This window comes from Streptomyces sp. NPDC085931 (assembly GCF_044540565.1).
GTDB lineage: Bacteria > Actinomycetota > Actinomycetes > Streptomycetales > Streptomycetaceae > Streptomyces.
Map to the genome: position 1 here is coordinate 18,809 of NZ_JBITSK010000022.1, position 14,242 is coordinate 33,050.

At 73.4% G+C, this 14,242-nt stretch carries 16 protein-coding genes; 10 read left to right on the forward strand and 6 right to left on the reverse strand.

Going from position 1 to position 14,242, the window contains the following annotated elements:
* Window positions 1-28: 28 nt before the first annotated feature.
* A complete protein-coding gene (locus ACIGAN_RS33200) occupies window positions 29-436 on the reverse strand; it encodes a hypothetical protein (protein WP_365735392.1) in 408 nt (135 codons plus the stop codon).
* A 56-nt stretch (window positions 437-492) separates the two neighbouring features.
* Between ACIGAN_RS33200 and ACIGAN_RS33205 the strand changes: the two genes are divergently transcribed.
* Window positions 493-1,197: a uridine kinase family protein gene (locus tag ACIGAN_RS33205; protein ID WP_365735394.1), complete on the forward strand. Its 705-nt coding sequence runs from the start codon at window positions 493-495 to the stop codon at window positions 1,195-1,197.
* A 170-nt stretch (window positions 1,198-1,367) separates the two neighbouring features.
* Here ACIGAN_RS33205 and ACIGAN_RS33210 read toward each other — a convergent pair whose 3' ends face one another.
* Window positions 1,368-2,159, reverse strand: coding sequence for a SigE family RNA polymerase sigma factor (locus ACIGAN_RS33210; RefSeq protein ID WP_399863087.1), 792 nt, complete (start codon window positions 2,157-2,159; stop codon window positions 1,368-1,370).
* Between the two features lie 237 nt (window positions 2,160-2,396).
* Between ACIGAN_RS33210 and afsQ1 the strand changes: the two genes are divergently transcribed.
* The 5 genes from afsQ1 to ACIGAN_RS33235 all read left to right on the forward strand — a co-directional run bounded on the left by afsQ1 (window position 2,397) and on the right by ACIGAN_RS33235 (window position 6,329).
* Window positions 2,397-3,074 (forward strand): two-component system response regulator AfsQ1, encoded by a 678-nt coding sequence (gene afsQ1, locus ACIGAN_RS33215; protein WP_010048893.1) that lies wholly within the window; start codon window positions 2,397-2,399, stop codon window positions 3,072-3,074.
* Window positions 3,071-4,663 (forward strand): HAMP domain-containing sensor histidine kinase, encoded by a 1,593-nt coding sequence (locus ACIGAN_RS33220; RefSeq protein ID WP_365087306.1) that lies wholly within the window; start codon window positions 3,071-3,073, stop codon window positions 4,661-4,663. The genes afsQ1 and ACIGAN_RS33220 overlap by 4 nt, the downstream gene beginning before the upstream one ends.
* Window positions 4,660-5,382, forward strand: coding sequence for a hypothetical protein (locus ACIGAN_RS33225; RefSeq protein ID WP_399863089.1), 723 nt, complete (start codon window positions 4,660-4,662; stop codon window positions 5,380-5,382). Before ACIGAN_RS33220 ends, ACIGAN_RS33225 begins: the two co-directional genes overlap by 4 nt.
* Window positions 5,383-5,467: 85 nt before the next feature.
* Window positions 5,468-6,052, forward strand: a complete 585-nt coding sequence (locus ACIGAN_RS33230; RefSeq protein ID WP_365087310.1) for a VanZ family protein — start codon at window positions 5,468-5,470, stop codon at window positions 6,050-6,052.
* 64 nt (window positions 6,053-6,116) lie between these two features.
* Window positions 6,117-6,329, forward strand: a complete 213-nt coding sequence (locus ACIGAN_RS33235) for a PspC domain-containing protein (RefSeq protein ID WP_365735402.1) — start codon at window positions 6,117-6,119, stop codon at window positions 6,327-6,329.
* An 84-nt stretch (window positions 6,330-6,413) separates the two neighbouring features.
* On the opposite strand, the gene ACIGAN_RS33240 is transcribed toward ACIGAN_RS33235, so the two are convergent.
* Together ACIGAN_RS33240 and ACIGAN_RS33245 are read right to left on the reverse strand one after the other, a co-directional pair.
* Complete coding sequence (locus ACIGAN_RS33240) at window positions 6,414-6,770, reverse strand: ATP-binding protein (protein WP_365735404.1); 357 nt, start codon at window positions 6,768-6,770, stop codon at window positions 6,414-6,416.
* A 141-nt stretch (window positions 6,771-6,911) separates the two neighbouring features.
* A complete protein-coding gene (locus ACIGAN_RS33245; protein WP_399863092.1) occupies window positions 6,912-8,069 on the reverse strand; it encodes an adenosine deaminase in 1,158 nt (385 codons plus the stop codon).
* A 123-nt stretch (window positions 8,070-8,192) separates the two neighbouring features.
* Here ACIGAN_RS33245 and ACIGAN_RS33250 point away from each other — a divergent pair, with 123 nt between their 5' ends.
* Window positions 8,193-8,951, forward strand: a complete 759-nt coding sequence (locus ACIGAN_RS33250; RefSeq protein WP_365735408.1) for an alpha/beta hydrolase — start codon at window positions 8,193-8,195, stop codon at window positions 8,949-8,951.
* A gap of 59 nt (window positions 8,952-9,010) precedes the next feature.
* On the opposite strand, the gene ACIGAN_RS33255 is transcribed toward ACIGAN_RS33250, so the two are convergent.
* Complete coding sequence (locus tag ACIGAN_RS33255; protein WP_365735410.1) at window positions 9,011-9,964, reverse strand: LysR family transcriptional regulator; 954 nt, start codon at window positions 9,962-9,964, stop codon at window positions 9,011-9,013.
* A gap of 63 nt (window positions 9,965-10,027) precedes the next feature.
* On the opposite strand from ACIGAN_RS33255, the gene ACIGAN_RS33260 reads away from it, so the two are divergent.
* Together ACIGAN_RS33260 and ACIGAN_RS33265 are read left to right on the forward strand one after the other, a co-directional pair.
* The gene (locus ACIGAN_RS33260) at window positions 10,028-11,299 is read left to right on the forward strand and encodes an MFS transporter (protein WP_365735412.1); all 1,272 of its coding nucleotides are present in this window, start codon (window positions 10,028-10,030) and stop codon (window positions 11,297-11,299) included.
* A 594-nt stretch (window positions 11,300-11,893) separates the two neighbouring features.
* Entirely contained in the window at window positions 11,894-12,910 is a 1,017-nt protein-coding gene (locus ACIGAN_RS33265; protein WP_399863095.1) for a sigma-70 family RNA polymerase sigma factor, read from the forward strand.
* Here ACIGAN_RS33265 and ACIGAN_RS33270 read toward each other — a convergent pair.
* Complete coding sequence (locus ACIGAN_RS33270; RefSeq protein WP_365087326.1) at window positions 12,794-13,180, reverse strand: STAS domain-containing protein; 387 nt, start codon at window positions 13,178-13,180, stop codon at window positions 12,794-12,796. The two genes, ACIGAN_RS33265 and ACIGAN_RS33270, sit on opposite strands and share 117 nt — an antisense overlap.
* 135 nt (window positions 13,181-13,315) lie before the next feature.
* Here ACIGAN_RS33270 and ACIGAN_RS33275 point away from each other — a divergent pair, with 135 nt between their 5' ends.
* Entirely contained in the window at window positions 13,316-14,236 is a 921-nt protein-coding gene (locus ACIGAN_RS33275; RefSeq protein ID WP_365087328.1) for an AEC family transporter, read from the forward strand.
* Window positions 14,237-14,242: the final 6 nt, after the last annotated feature.

Here is a 14,242-nt window from a genome sequence, read left to right on the forward strand (position 1 = left end):
AGGGCCGGGGCTTCTTCCGTCCGCGCGCCTACTGCCGCGACAGCAGCCCCGCGGCCTGCCCCACCACCGGAATGCTCGCGATCGACTGGGCCTGCGCCACCGGCGCCGTCAGCGCCTGGGACGTCAGCGGCTTGAAGTCGGCGAGCTGGGTGCCGACGCCGTTGTCGAGCGGGTCGACTCCCGTGCCGGCGAGCGGGTTGGGCTTGAGGCCGGCGACCGGGCCGGTGACGTAGCCGAGGGTGCCGGTCGCGGCCTGGAGTCCGGACTGCGGGTCGATCCTGCCGAGGTCGGTGGGGCGGGTGTTGACCACGCCGAGGAGGGACGTGGTGTCCGCCGCGGCCGTCGTCGTGCCCGCGCCCAGCGCCGCCCCCGCGGTGGCGAGGAGGGCCAGAGCCCGCCGGGCGGTCGGCTTCTTGGGGGAGTCGTGTCGGGCCATCGCTGCCACCTTCTGATGCACTCGGTAACCGAATCAACGCGAAGGGTAGTTGAGGTGTGACGCGCGCATCAAAGCCGACCCGCGGGGTCGTACGGCCCCCGATGGATGCCTCACACTGGTGTCCCGTGAGTTCCCCTGTGCCCATACCCACGCGAGTCGTGCTGCTCTGCGGCCCCTCCGGCTCCGGCAAGTCCCTCCTCGCGGCCCGCTCCGGCCTCCCGGTGCTGCGGCTCGACGACTTCTACAAGGAGGGCCACGACCCGACCCTGCCCCTGGTCGCGGGGAGCTCCGACATCGACTGGGACCACCCCGACTCCTGGGACGCGGACGCGGCCGTCGCCGCGATCACCGAGCTGTGCCGCACGGGCCGTACGGACGTGCCCGTCTACGACCTCGCGCTCAGCGCCCGGACCGGCGCGGAGACGGTCGACATCGGCCGGACCCCGCTGTTCATCGCGGAGGGCATCTTCGCCGCCGAGATCGTCACGCGCTGCCGGGAACTCGGCGTCCTGGCCGACGCGCTGTGCCTGAGCCGCGGACCGGTGAAGACGTTCCGCCGCCGTTTCCTGCGGGATCTGCGGGAGGGCCGCAAGTCGGTGCCGTTCCTGCTGCGCCGCGGCTGGCGCCTGATGCGCCAGGAGCGCTCGATCGTCGCCCGCCAGACCGCGCTGGGCGCGTACGCCTGTGACCGCGACGAGGCGATGGGCCGGCTGGCGGACGCGGCGGCGGGCCGCTGCGCGGGGCTGCGCACGGCGGCCTGACCGGACGGCAGGCACACGGAAAAGCGGGACTGGACGGACCCCCCGGCCCTCCAGTCCCGCTCCCCGTTTCCCCCGTGTCCCCCGTGTCCCCACTCTCCCGCGCAGACGCCCCCCAGCGTCTCCACGGATCCCCCGTGGGCCCCCTCCTGTGGTGCTCCCCCCCCGTACCTTCAGGCGACGAGCTCGCCGAAGGCGTCCTCCTCGTCACGGCCGAAGCTGAGGACCTCGTCCTCGCGCAGCCGGCGGAGCGACCGCCAGATGCTGGACTTCACCGTGCCGACACTGATGTCGAGGATCTCCGCGATCTCCGGGTCCGTGCGGCCCTCGTAGTAGCGCAGGACCAGCATGGTGCGCTGGAGCTCGGGCAGCCGGGCCAGCGCCTGCCACAGGACCGCGCGCAGCTCGGTGCCGCGCATCGCGTCCGTGTCGCCGGGCGTCTCCGGCAGTTCCTCGGTCGGGTACTCGTTGAGCTTGCGGCGCCGCCAGGCGCTGATGTGCAGGTTGGTCATGGTGCGGCGGAGGTATCCGCCGACCGCGGCCTTGTCGCTGATCCGGTCCCATGCCCGGTAGGTCGAGAACAGCGCGCTCTGCAGCAGGTCCTCGGCCTCGAAGCGGTCACCGGTCAGGTGGTAGGCGGTGGCGTACAGGGAGGCGCGGCGCTCCTGGACGTAGGCGGTGAACTCCGCCTCCGTCAGCGAGCGACGCTCCCCCGAGTCCTCCCCGTACGCGGCTCCCCCGTGAACCGCCCCCGTCCCCTTGCTCTCCCCCGTGCGGGCGTCGACCACCGTCATGAACCCGGTGTGCTGACGCCCGGTGCCGCGAGCGCACCCCCGCCCTCCCCCACGCTCGAAACCGCTCGCGCGGGAGGGACCCCCGTCGGCACCGGACTTCTCCGTACCCCGGTGCACGTCGTGCAGACGCGTGATCACTGCGCTGGAGCTGGTGCCGTGCAGCGTGTTCATCTCGCGCCCCCCGTCGTGGACTTCCGGTGTGCGGCCCGCCGGTCGGGCGGGCTTCCTTGCCTGTGCCGAAAAGCTTGCCGGGCCACTTTCATGGCCGTGTCCGCCGACTGTCACAGACCTGTCACAGGGACCGGTCACAGGACGAACACATCTCGTCCACAGGGTTCGCCGGTACCGGCGGCATCCCGTCGGGCCCACCGGTCGAACCCCGAGCCCTCCATGGGCCAGAATGAGCCCGTGCCTTCCCTGTTGCTGATCGAGGACGACGACGCCATCCGGACGGCCCTGGAGCTCTCTCTGACGCGCCAGGGCCACCGCGTGGCGACCGCTGCCAGTGGTGAGGACGGTCTGAAGCTGCTGCGCGAGCAGCGGCCGGATCTGATCGTGCTGGACGTGATGCTGCCCGGCATCGACGGGTTCGAGGTGTGCCGGCGCATCCGGCGCACGGACCAACTGCCGATCATCCTGCTGACCGCGCGCAGCGACGACATCGACGTGGTGGTCGGGCTGGAGTCCGGTGCCGACGACTACGTGGTGAAACCGGTGCAGGGGCGGGTGCTGGACGCCCGGATCCGGGCGGTGCTGCGGCGCGGCGAGCGGGAGTCCAACGACGCGGCGACGTTCGGCAGCCTGGTCATCGACCGCTCGGCGATGACCGTGACCAAGAACGGCGAGGACCTCCAGCTCACGCCGACCGAGCTGCGGCTGCTGCTGGAGCTGAGCCGGCGGCCCGGGCAGGCGCTGTCGCGGCAGCAGCTGCTGCGGCTGGTGTGGGAGCACGACTACCTGGGCGACTCGCGGCTGGTGGACGCCTGTGTCCAGCGGCTGCGCGCCAAGGTCGAGGACGTGCCGTCGTCCCCGACGCTGATCCGTACCGTGCGGGGTGTCGGCTACCGGCTGGATCCGCCTCAGTGACCCAGCAGGACCCGGGGGGTAACCGCGGCTGGACCGCGGCACGCAAGGGAGTTCTGTCGCGGCTGCGCTTCACCAGCCTGCGGCTGAGGCTGGTCCTCGTCTTCGGCCTGGTGGCCCTGACGGCGGCCGTGTCCGCGTCCGGCATCGCCTACTGGCTCAACCGCGAGGCCGTCCTCACCCGCACCCAGGACGCCGTGCTGCGGGACTTCGAGCAGGAGATGCAGAACCGGGCGAGCGCGCTGCCCGAGCGGCCGACGCAGGACGAACTGCAGCACACCGCGGGCCAGATGGCCGGCAGCGACCAGCGCTTCAGCGTGCTGCTGGTGGCCCGCAACGCCGACGGGAAGACCGTCTACGGCAGTTCCGGCGGGCTGAGCGGCTTCTCGCTGCGGGACGTGCCGGTGTCGCTGCGCACGGCGGTGAACAAGCGGCAGCAGGCCGACGGGGCCGACAAGCACCCGTACCACCTGTACTGGCAGCGGATAGTCGACCACGACACCCCCTACCTCGTGGCGGGCACGCGGGTGATCGGCGGCGGCCCGACCGGCTACATGCTCAAGTCGCTGGAGCCGGAGGCCAAGGACCTCAACTCGCTGGCCTGGTCGCTGGGGATCGCCACCGCTCTCGCGCTGATCGGCTCGGCGCTGCTCGCGCAGGCCGCGGCGACGACCGTGCTGAAGCCGGTGCAGCGGCTCGGGGCGGCCGCGCGGCGGCTCGGCGAGGGCAAGCTGGACACCCGGCTCAGGGTGTCCGGCACCGACGAACTGGCCGACCTGTCACGGACGTTCAACAACGCGGCCGAGGCGCTGGAGAAACGGGTCGCCGACATGGCCGCGCGGGACGAGGCGTCCCGGCGGTTCGTGGCGGACATGAGCCACGAGCTGCGGACGCCGCTGACCGCCATCACCGCCGTCACGGAGGTGCTGGAGGAGGAGCTGGAGGCGGAGACCGGCAGCATGGACCCGATGATCGAGCCGGCCGTACGGCTCGTCGTCAGCGAGACCCGGCGGCTGAACGACCTGGTCGAGAACCTGATGGAGGTCACCCGCTTCGACGCGGGCACCGCCCGGCTCGTCCTGGACGACGTCGACATCGCCGACCAGATCACCGCCTGCATCGACGCCCGCGCCTGGCTGGACGCGGTCGAACTGGACGCCGAGCGCGGCATCCACGCCCGGCTGGACCCCCGCCGGCTGGACGTCATCCTGGCGAACCTCATCGGCAACGCGCTCAAGCACGGCGGCTCCCCGGTGCGGGTGTCCGTGCGTGAGGAGGACGACTCGCTCGTCATCCAGGTGCAGGACCACGGGCCCGGCATCCCCGAGGACGTGCTGCCGCACGTCTTCGACCGCTTCTACAAGGCCAGCGCCTCCCGGCCGCGCTCCGAGGGCAGCGGCCTGGGCCTGTCCATCGCCCTGGAGAACGCCCACATCCACGGCGGCGAGATCACCGCGGCCAACTCCCCCGACTCCGGCGCGGTGTTCACCCTGCGCCTGCCCCGCGACTCCGCCGAGCCCGGGGAGCCCGCCGGGGACGGCGAGGGGCCGGGGGACGACACGGCTGAGGACGTGAAGGGGGACGCCCGATGACCGTACGACGTCCACGGGGCGCGGCGGGGGCACGCGGTGCGGGCCCGGCGGCGCCCGCCGGGGCCCTCGCGGGCCCGGCGGCGAGGACGGCTCGCGACGGGCGGTGGCGCCGCCCGGCGCGCGTGTCCCGGCTGGCCGGTCTCCCGGTGCTCGCCGTGCTGCTCGCCGGGTGCGGGATCCGGGCCACCGAGGTGCCGACGAACTTCGGGCCCGCGCCCTCGCGGGTGCAGTGTTCGCTCGCCGAGCCGGACGGGTCGGCGCGAGCCGCCCGGGGCCTGCCGGTGCAGGTGTTCCTGCTGTGCGGCTCCCAGCTCGTCACCGTCGACCGGACCGTGCGGGTGCCGGACGGCGCGGCCGACTCCGAGCGGCGCATCCTGGTCGCGCAGGGCCTGCTGGACCAGCTCGCGCAGCCGCCGTCGCCGGCCGAGAAGGAGGCCGGGTACAGCACGGACGTCCGCGGCGGCATCACGGTGGGCGGGCCCCGGCCCGGCGACCCGGACGACACGCTGCGGCTGGGCACGGCGCCGGACAGCCTCACCTCGTACGCCCTCGCGCAGATCGTCTGCACCTTCTCCGACTCCACCGCCGCCGAGGGCGACGGCTCGGTGGTCCTGGCGGGCCCCGGCGCCGAGCGGCCGCGCCGCTACGCGTGCACGGACGAGGTGCGGGCCCGCCCGGGCAGCACGGAACCGCCCTCCAAGGAGGTCGCCGCGGAGTGACCCGGGCCCGTTGTGGCGCATGCCTCACCGGTGTACCGGGGCGCCCGCCGGAACCGATCCCGCCGGCGGCGGCGTCTAGGGGGGCGTGCAGCGTCAAGGCTCCATCGGCGGCAGCGCCGCGTTCCGTGTCCGGGTGACAGGAGGTGTCCTCCTCGTCGCGCATCTCGCGTTCGTCGCCTGGCTGACGCTGCGGCCCCTGGACGTGCCCTGGGTGATGCCCGCCAACCTGCGGCCCTTCGCCGGCATCCGGGCCGATCTGGCCCTGGGGTGGCCCCGGGCGGTCCGCCCGATCGGCGAGAAGCTGGCCCTGCTCGCCCCGCTGGGCCTGCTGCTGCCGATGGCGAGCGGCCGGCTGACCGTCTCGCCCCTGGTGTCCCTGCTGCGCACCGCCGCGGCCGGCGCCCTGCTGTCGCTGGGCATCGAACTGCTGCAGACCGGCGTCCCCGGCCAGGTCGTCGACGTGGACTCGCTGTTCCTCAACACCGCGGGCGTCGTCCTGGCGCACCTCGCGCTGGTGCCCGCCGGCCGCTCCTGGCTGCGCCGCCGCGTACCCGTCTACCCGCCCCGCGCGCCCCTGGCCGTGGAGGAGCCGGCTCAGGGTCGGACCCCGACGATTCCCAGGGTCGGGATCGCCCCGTGGAGCGACGCTTTGCCCCCTTCGTCTCCGTAGCGTGGAGTGCAGATGGGGTACTCGGAAAGAGGCCTCACGCACACCGACGTTGAAGGAGCCGCACATGTCCCGCCTCGCCCGCCCCACCCACGGCCGCATGATCGGCGGAGTGTGCGCCGCACTGGCACGGCGCTTCGGCACCTCCGCGACCACGATGCGGGTCATCTTCCTGGTCTCGTGCCTGCTGCCCGGCCCGCAGTTCCTGCTCTACATCGCCCTGTGGATCCTGCTGCCCGCGGAGAGCGGGACGCAGAGCAAGGCGCAGACGGCCTGGTGACCCACCCGCGCGACACACGCCGATGGGGCGCACCCCGTGTCCGAGGGGTGCGCCCCATCGGCGTGTGTCCGCCTGGGCGTACGGTCAGCCGACCGGCACGCCGTTCACCGGCAGGCCGTGCGTGGGCAGGCCCTGCAGCGGCAGGCCGCCCAGCAGCTTGGCGGCGGGGCCGGTCGGGCCCTCGGCCAGCAGCTGCTCGGCCACCGGCTGGGCGGCGGCGAGACCGGCGCCGGCCGCCGTCTGCCCCTGGCCCAGCGCCTCGCCCGAGCCCGGCAGCGTCTGGGAGAGCTGCTCCGCCGGAAGGGCCGTGGTGACGGTCTCGAGCGTCTGGGCGGTGTCCGGGAGGGCCGGGGCGGCGGCGTTGGCGGCACCGGCGCCGGCGGCGGCGAAGGCGGCACCGAGAGCGGCGACACCGAGGGACTTGGCAGCAGACTGCTTCATGAAAGGCGTCCTCGTAATGGGATGTCGGGGTGTGTGAGCGGTCCAGCGACCGTAGACACCCCGCACCGCTCGCCGCAAACATCGAAATGCGGACGGATTGTGAACACCGCCCGCATCCGCTGTGCGCCGATTTCCTTCCGGTCAGTCCTCGGAGGGTGAAGAACCGCTGGTGGAGGCGGTTTGACGGAACAGCCATTCGGATTTCAGCTCGGCATATCCGGGCTTGATCACGTCATTGATCATGGCCAGTCGTTCATCGAAAGGAATGAACGCTGATTTCATCGCATTGACGGAGAACCACTGCATGTCGTCGAGCGTGTAACCGAATGCCTCGACCAGGTGCTCGAATTCCCGGCTCATGCTGGTGTGGGACATCAGACGGTTGTCCGTGTTCACCGTGGCGCGGAAGTGCAGCCGGCGCAGCAGTCCGATGGGGTGCTCGGCGTAGGAGGAGGCCGCTCCCGTCTGCAGGTTGGAGCTCGGGCACAGCTCCAGCGGGATGCGCTTGTCCCGGACGTACGAGGCGAGCCGCCCCAGTTCGACCCGGCCGTCCTCGTGGACCTGGATGTCGTCGATGATCCGCACGCCGTGCCCGAGCCGGTCGGCGCCGCACCACTGCAGGGCCTGCCAGATGGACGGCAGCCCGAAGGCCTCGCCGGCGTGGATGGTGAAGTGGTTGTTCTCGCGCTTGAGGTACTCGAAGGCGTCCAGGTGCCGGGTGGGCGGGTAACCGGCCTCGGCGCCCGCGATGTCGAAGCCGACGACGCCCAGGTCGCGGTAGCGGTTGGCGAGTTCGGCGATCTCCAGGGACCGGGCGGCGTGCCGCATGGCGGTGAGCAGGGCGCCGACGCGGATGCGCAGTCCGGCCTCCCGGGCGCGCCGCTCCCCTTCCCGGAAGCCCTCGTTGACGGCCTCGACGACCTCTTCGAGACCGAGCCCGCCCTCCAGGTGCTGCTCGGGGGCGTAGCGCACCTCGGCGTAGACGACGCCGTCGGCGGCGAGGTCCTCGGCGCACTCGGCGGCGACCCGGACCAGGGCGTCGCGGGTCTGCATGACGGCGACGGTGTGCGAGAAGGTCTCCAGATACCGCTCCAGGGAACCGGAGTCGGCGGCCTCGCGGAACCAGAGGCCGAGCTTGTCCGGGTCGGCCTCGGGAAGCCGGGTGTAGCGGTTGTCACGGGCGAGTTCGACGATGGTGGCGGGGCGCAGGCCGCCGTCGAGATGGTCGTGCAGCAGAACCTTGGGCGCCCGGCGGATCTGGTCCGGAGTCGGGGTGTTCGCGATGGTCTGGCTCGTCATTTCCGCACTCTAACTCCTACGCGCGTAGACGGCGCGTGCTCGGCTGCTTGACGTTTCCGTCGATATGTAACGGTGACCGCCGGGACAGGTCGAGTACACCCGGCCTTCTGACACTGTTCTGTCATGGCACACCAAGCGACGCCGGAGCGCAGGGCCCGGTTGGGAAGGACACTCGGACCGGAGCCGGCGGCGGTGAGCGGCGTGGTGCTGCTGCTTCCCGGGGGTGACGAGGTCTCCAGCCGCAGACCGTCGCCGCTGCTGGCGACCGCCTCCGTGCGCGCCCTGGGGCGCCGGCTGGCCCGCGCGGGCCGGGAGGACGGCTTCGCCGCGCACGTGGTGCACTACCGCTGCCGCGGCTGGAACGGCAGCGAGGCGAATCTCGCGCGCGACGCGGCCTGGGCGGCGGACGAGGCCGTACGGCGCTACGGGGACGTCCCGGTCTGCCTCGCCGGGGTCGGCATGGGCGGGCGGGCGGCGCTGCACGCGGGCGGGCACGAGGCCGTCAACTCCGTGGTCGCGCTCGCCCCGTGGCTCCCGGCGGAGGACGCGGCGGCACCACCCGAACCGGTGAAGCAACTGGTGGGCCGGCAGGTGCTGATCGTGCACGGCACGCACGACGGGCGGACGGACCCGGAGCTGTCGTTCCGGCTGGCGGCGCGGGCGAAGAAGGCCAACCGGGACGTGTGCCGGTTCGAAGTGCACGCGGACGGGCACGGGTTGCACCAGTACCGGGACGAAGTGCTCGCGCTGGCCGAGGACTTCGTGATGGGCGCGGTGTTCGGGCGGCCCGTGTCGCGGCCCGTGCGGGACGCGCTGGCCGCGCCGCCGCCGTTGGGGTTGCGGATGCCGCTGGCGGCGGGGTTCAGCCCGTCCCGGCGGTAGCGCCGTGCCGGGGCCGGCACGGGCCGTCCGCGGCTCGCCGCGCGGTTCCCCGCGCCCTCTCAGGTGGCGAGCAGGCTGCCTCTTCTGGAGAGCAGGAACTTCTTGAAGGCGGCCACCGGGGGCGTGTCGGGGTGGCCCTCCAGCCAGGCGACGCCGATCTCGCGCACGGCACGGGGAGCCGTGACCGTCAGTTCGGCCACTCCCGGGCGCGGGACCGCAGGCGGTGGCAGGAGGGCGACCCCCAGGCCCGCCGCGACCAGGCCTCGCAGGGTTTCCGCCTCCTCGCCCTCGAAGGCGATGCGGGGCTTGAAGCCGGCCTCCTCGCACAGGTCGTCGGTGATGCGGCGCAGGCCGTAGCCCGGCTCCAGGGTGACGAAGGTTTCGTCGGCCGCCTCGGCGAGGCGGATGCGGCGGCGGCCGGCCAGGGCGTGGTCGGCCGGGACGACCAGGCGGAGTTTCTGTTCGTCCAGACGGCGGGCGACCAGGTCCGGGGCGTCGGGGACCGGGGACGTCAGGCACAGGTCGAGGTCGCCGGCGCGCAGGCGTTCGAGCATGGCCTCGCCGTAGTTCTGGACGAGGCTGAAGCGGACGCGGGGGTGGTCGGCGCGGAAGGCCTGGAGGAGGCCGGGCACCGTCTCGGCGCCCATGGTGTGCAAGAAGCCGAAGGCGACCTTGCCGGTGGCGGGGTCGGCGTCGGCCCGGACCTCCTCGGCGGCGCGCCCGATCTCCGCCAGGGCGCGTTCGACGGAGGCGAGGAAGGTGCGGCCGGCCGGGGTGAGGGAGACCGTGCGGCCGTGCCGGGCGAACAGGTCCACGCCCAGGTCCTGCTCCAGCCGGGCCATGGAGCGCGAGAGCGTCGACTGCGGGACGTTCATCTCCCGGGCCGCGCGGGTGACGTGCTCGGTGCGGGCCACGCCGGCGAAGTACGCCAGGCGGGGCGCGAGCGTCGTCACCATGTCTTCTGTGTCACCGGACGGTGACAGCCGCTCCGCTGAACTGGGTTGATGCACCATGGGAACGATTATGACCGTTCCGTGCATTGGACGGATGAGTGGGCGGGTCCGTACGTTCGAGGCATGTCTCCCGCCAGTACCGGGGCGTCCACCGTCGTGGGCGCCGCTGCCTCCGTCCCTGTCTCCGACTCACGCATGTCCCCGGGCGGGCCCGGTTACCGCCGGATGAGCCTCGCCCTCTTCCTCGCGGGTGTCGCGACCTTCGCGCTGCTGTACTCCACCCAGGCCCTGCTCCCGCTGATCTCCGGCGAGTTCGGGGTCGCGGCGAGCGACGCGAGCTGGACCGTGGCCGCCGCGACGGGCGGGCTGGCGCTGTTCGTACTGCCGATGAGCGCGCTGTCCGAGCGCTTCGGGCGGCGCACCGTCATGACGGCCTCGCTGGCCGTGGCGGTGACCGTGGGGTTGCTGGTGCCCTTCGCCCCCTCGCTGGGCGTCCTGGTCGTGCTGCGGGCGCTGCAGGGCGCCGCGCTGGCCGGGCTGCCGGCCTCGGCGACGGCGTACCTCGCGGAGGAGGTCAGTCCCAAGGCGCTGGTCACCGCGATCGGGCTGTTCGTCGCGGGCAACAGCGTCGGCGGGATGAGCGGCCGGGTCGTCACGGGCTGGGTCGCGCAGGAGTGGGGCTGGCGGGTCGCCGTCGGGGTCGTCGGTGTGATCGCCGTGGTCTGCGCGGTGGCGTTCCGGGCGCTGCTGCCCGCCCCGCGGCACTTCACGGCCGGCTCGCTGCGGCCCCGCGTGCTGGCCCGCACGGTCCGCGACCACCTGTCCGACCCGCTGCTGTGCCGGCTGTACGGGATCGGCGCGCTGTTCATGACGGTGTTCGGCGGGGTCTACACCGTCATCGGCTACCGGCTGACCGAGGCCCCGTTCTCCCTGCCGCAGGGCATCGTCGGCTCGATCTTCCTGGTGTACCTGGTCGGGACGGTGTCGGCGTCGACGGCCGGGCGCCTGGTGGGCCGGCTGGGCCGCCGGGGCGCGCTGTACGCGGCCGGAGGGACGACCGCCGCGGGCCTGCTGGTGTCCCTGGCCGGCTCCCTCCCACTGGTCCTGCTGGGCCTGGTCCTCATCACCGCGGGCTTCTTCGCGGGGCACGCGGTGGCGTCCTCGGCGGTCGGCAAGACGGCCACGCACGGCCGCGCCCAGGCCTCCGCGCTGTACCAGTCCGCGTACTACGTCGGCTCCAGCGCGGGCAGCACGGCCGGCGCCGTCGCCTTCCACGCGGGCGGCTGGGCCGGGACCGTCGGGGTGGGGCTGCTGGCGGTCCTGGGCGTCGTGGCGATCACGGTGCTGGGGACCCGGGCGGCCCGGCACCAGCGGCACCTCGCCGCGCCCGCCTGAGTCCCGGGGCGGGGCGGAAACCTCCGGGGGGTAGGACCGGGCGCGGTGGGTCGGACCGGGCGCGGTGGGTCCGACCGGGCACGTTGGGTCGGCTCGGGCGCGGTAGGCCGGCTCGCCCGGTGGGCCTGGATCGTCGGGTGGGGCCCGATCGTCGGGTGGGGCCGGTGTGAGCGGGCCGCCCTCGGGCTGGCCGACTCGATAGCGAGTGCCGGTGGGGTCCGCCGGGGCCGGGGAGCCTGTGTGAGCGGGGCCGTCGCCGGATGGGGTCCGCCGGGTCCGGGGAGCCTGTGTGCGGGCCGTCGCCGGTGGGGCCCGCCGCAGCCGGGGGGCGACCCGCTTGAGCGGGCCGTTGCCAGGCGCGGCCCGCCGTGTCCAGGGGCCCGGGTGAGCGGGTCGTCGACAGAACGCGCCGGATGTCCGGGCCGTTGCCGGGGGAGCCGGTGGGGAGTCCGGCGCCGTGCGCGGCGGTGTGGATCACCGGTCCTGACCTGCGCCTTCGCGCGCTCGGGGGGCCGTTGTCAGTGGGCTGCGGTAGCTTCCGAAGTGCTGGGGCGCGATGGCGCGTGAACAGACGGTCCACAGGGGTGGGTGGAGATGGCGAACGGCACGGCGGCACCGACGGATCTGGACACCAGGCTGGAGGCGCACCGCAAGGAGCTGACCGGCTACTGCTACCGGATGCTCGGCTCCTCCTTCGAGGCGGAGGACGCGGTGCAGGACACGATGGTCCGCGCCTGGCGCAGCTACGACAAGTTCGAGGGCCGCTCCAGCCTCCGCTCCTGGCTCTACCGCATCGCGACGAACGTGTGCCTGGACATGCTGACCGCGGGCAACAAGCGCGCCCGGCCCATGGATCTGACGGGCTCCACCCCGCTGGCCCAGGCGGCCCTCTCCCCCCGACCGGACAACACCTGGCTGGAGCCCATGCCGGACGCCCGTGTGCTGCCCACGACCCACGACCCGGCGGAGGCGGCCGTCGCCAAGGAGTCCGTGCGGCTCGCGTTCATGGCCGCCCTGCAGCAACTCCCGGCCAAGCAGCGGGCCGTGCTGATCCTGCGCGAGGTGCTGGCCTGGAAGGCCAGCGAGGTCGCCGAGCTGCTGGACACGTCGGTGGCCTCGGTCAACAGCGCCCTCCAGCGGGCCCGGGCCACCCTCGCCGAGCGGCAGGAGCCGGGCGCGGACGCGGCCGTCTCGGACCCGCTCGACGAGGACCAGCAGAAGCTGCTGGACCGCTATGTCGCGGCCTTCGAGGGCTACGACATGACGGCGCTGACGGCCCTGCTGCACGAGGACGCGGTCATGACGATGCCGCCGTTCGACCTGTGGCTGACCGGCGTGCGCGACATCACCGGCTTCATGACCACGCTCGGGGCGCCCTGCGCGGGCTCCCGGCTGGTCCCGGTCCAGGTGAACGGCCTGCCCGGCTTCGCCCAGTACAAGCCCGACCCGGAGAAGGGCGGCTTCACGCCCTGGGCGGTGCAGGTGCTGGAGATCTCAGACGGCCGGATCACCGGGTTCCACTGCTTCCTCGACACCCAGCGCTGGTTCCCGCTCTTCGACCTGCCCCTCCACCTCGAAGCGGAGCCCGACCAGGTCGAGCAGGGCGCATAGGGCCGGGTCGGGGTCACGCAGCCGGATCCGCCCCCCGGCTCGGCGGGCCGCCAGCTGAAGCCGCGCCAGCAGGTCCACGGCGGCCAGCCCCGGCGGGCCCAGCCCCGCGACGTCGCAGACCACGACCCGGGCACCGCCGGTCCGCAGCAGTGCCCGTACGTCCTCGCTCAGCCCGGTCACCTCGTCCCGGGTGACGGGTCCGGGCAGTACGAGCACGGGCGGTGTCATGGCGTCCACGAGCGGTAGACCGGGCGGGCGGCGGTAACTCATCGGGCGGTCCGTTCCGCCGGCGCCGCGAGGATCACATTGACCCGGGTGCGGCCCGGCCCCGAGGGTTTGCTGTATGCCCCATGCATCTGCCCCTGCCGCGCCGTGTGACTCCCCCTTCGCCGGTCGGGGGGTGCCGTGCAAGGGGTGCTGAGCGGTTTCGCCGTCATCGCCGTCGTCATCGCGGTCGGGTATCTGATCGGCCGCCGGGGGTATCTGGGGGACGGCGGGCGCGAGGTGCTGACGAAGCTCGCCTTCCACGTGGCCTCCCCGGCCCTGCTGTTCACGACGCTCGCCCGGGCCGACCTGTCGGTGATCTTCTCCGACCGGCTGCTGGTCACGGCGCTGAGCACGGCAGCGGCGGCGGGCGTCTTCGTCGCCGTGGGCGCCGCGCGCGGCTGGGGCGTGGGCCGGACGACCATCGGCGCCCTGTGCTCCAGCTACGTCAACTCCGGGAACCTGGGCATCCCGATCGCCGTGTACGTGCTGGGCGACGCCTCGCTGGTCGCGCCGGTGCTGCTGTTCCAGCTGGTCGGTGTCACACCGGTGGCGCTGACCGTCCTGGACCTGGCGAGCGGCGGGGCGAAGCGGCCGCTGTGGCAGCGTCTGCTCACCCCGTTGCGCAACCCGATAGCGCTGGGCTCCCTCGCGGGGGTGGCGGCGTCCGGGTCGGGCCTGACGGTGCCGGGGCCGTTGATGGACCCGCTGACCCTGATCGGCAACATGTCGGTCCCGGCGGTGCTGCTGGCCTTCGGCATCTCGCTGCGCGGCAGCACGCTTCCGCTGCGGGGCGCGGAGCGGGCCCCCGTGCTCCTGGCCGTGGCCCTCAAGTCGGTCGTCCAGCCCGCGGTCGCCTGGGCCCTGGCGGCGGGCGTGTTCGGTCTGCGCGGGGCGCCCCTGCTCGACGTGGTGGTCACCTCCGCCCTGCCGGCGGCGCAGAACCTGTTCACGTACGCGAGCAGTTACCGGGTGGGCGAGGTGCTGGCCCGGGAGGCGATCCTGCTGTCGACGGTCCTGGCGGTGCCGGTGCTGGTGGTGGTGGCCACACTGCTCGGCTGACGACTC

What these genes read in the sequence shown, in the direction of transcription:
- ACIGAN_RS33250 (WP_365735408.1), top strand. Translation starts at nt 8,193, where the DNA reads ATGGCACACCAAGCGACGCCGGAGCGCAGGGCCCGGTTGGGAAGGACA.
- ACIGAN_RS33260 (WP_365735412.1), top strand. Translation starts at nt 10,028, where the DNA reads ATGTCTCCCGCCAGTACCGGGGCGTCCACCGTCGTGGGCGCCGCTGCC.
- ACIGAN_RS33265 (WP_399863095.1), top strand. Translation starts at nt 11,894, where the DNA reads ATGGCGAACGGCACGGCGGCACCGACGGATCTGGACACCAGGCTGGAG.
- ACIGAN_RS33235 (WP_365735402.1), top strand. Translation starts at nt 6,117, where the DNA reads ATGTCCCGCCTCGCCCGCCCCACCCACGGCCGCATGATCGGCGGAGTG.
- ACIGAN_RS33200 (WP_365735392.1), bottom strand. Translation starts at nt 436, where the DNA reads ATGGCCCGACACGACTCCCCCAAGAAGCCGACCGCCCGGCGGGCTCTG.
- ACIGAN_RS33210 (WP_399863087.1), bottom strand. Translation starts at nt 2,159, where the DNA reads ATGAACACGCTGCACGGCACCAGCTCCAGCGCAGTGATCACGCGTCTG.
- ACIGAN_RS33225 (WP_399863089.1), top strand. Translation starts at nt 4,660, where the DNA reads ATGACCGTACGACGTCCACGGGGCGCGGCGGGGGCACGCGGTGCGGGC.
- ACIGAN_RS33240 (WP_365735404.1), bottom strand. Translation starts at nt 6,770, where the DNA reads ATGAAGCAGTCTGCTGCCAAGTCCCTCGGTGTCGCCGCTCTCGGTGCC.
- ACIGAN_RS33255 (WP_365735410.1), bottom strand. Translation starts at nt 9,964, where the DNA reads ATGGTGCATCAACCCAGTTCAGCGGAGCGGCTGTCACCGTCCGGTGAC.
- ACIGAN_RS33270 (WP_365087326.1), bottom strand. Translation starts at nt 13,180, where the DNA reads ATGAGTTACCGCCGCCCGCCCGGTCTACCGCTCGTGGACGCCATGACA.
- ACIGAN_RS33245 (WP_399863092.1), bottom strand. Translation starts at nt 8,069, where the DNA reads ATGACGAGCCAGACCATCGCGAACACCCCGACTCCGGACCAGATCCGC.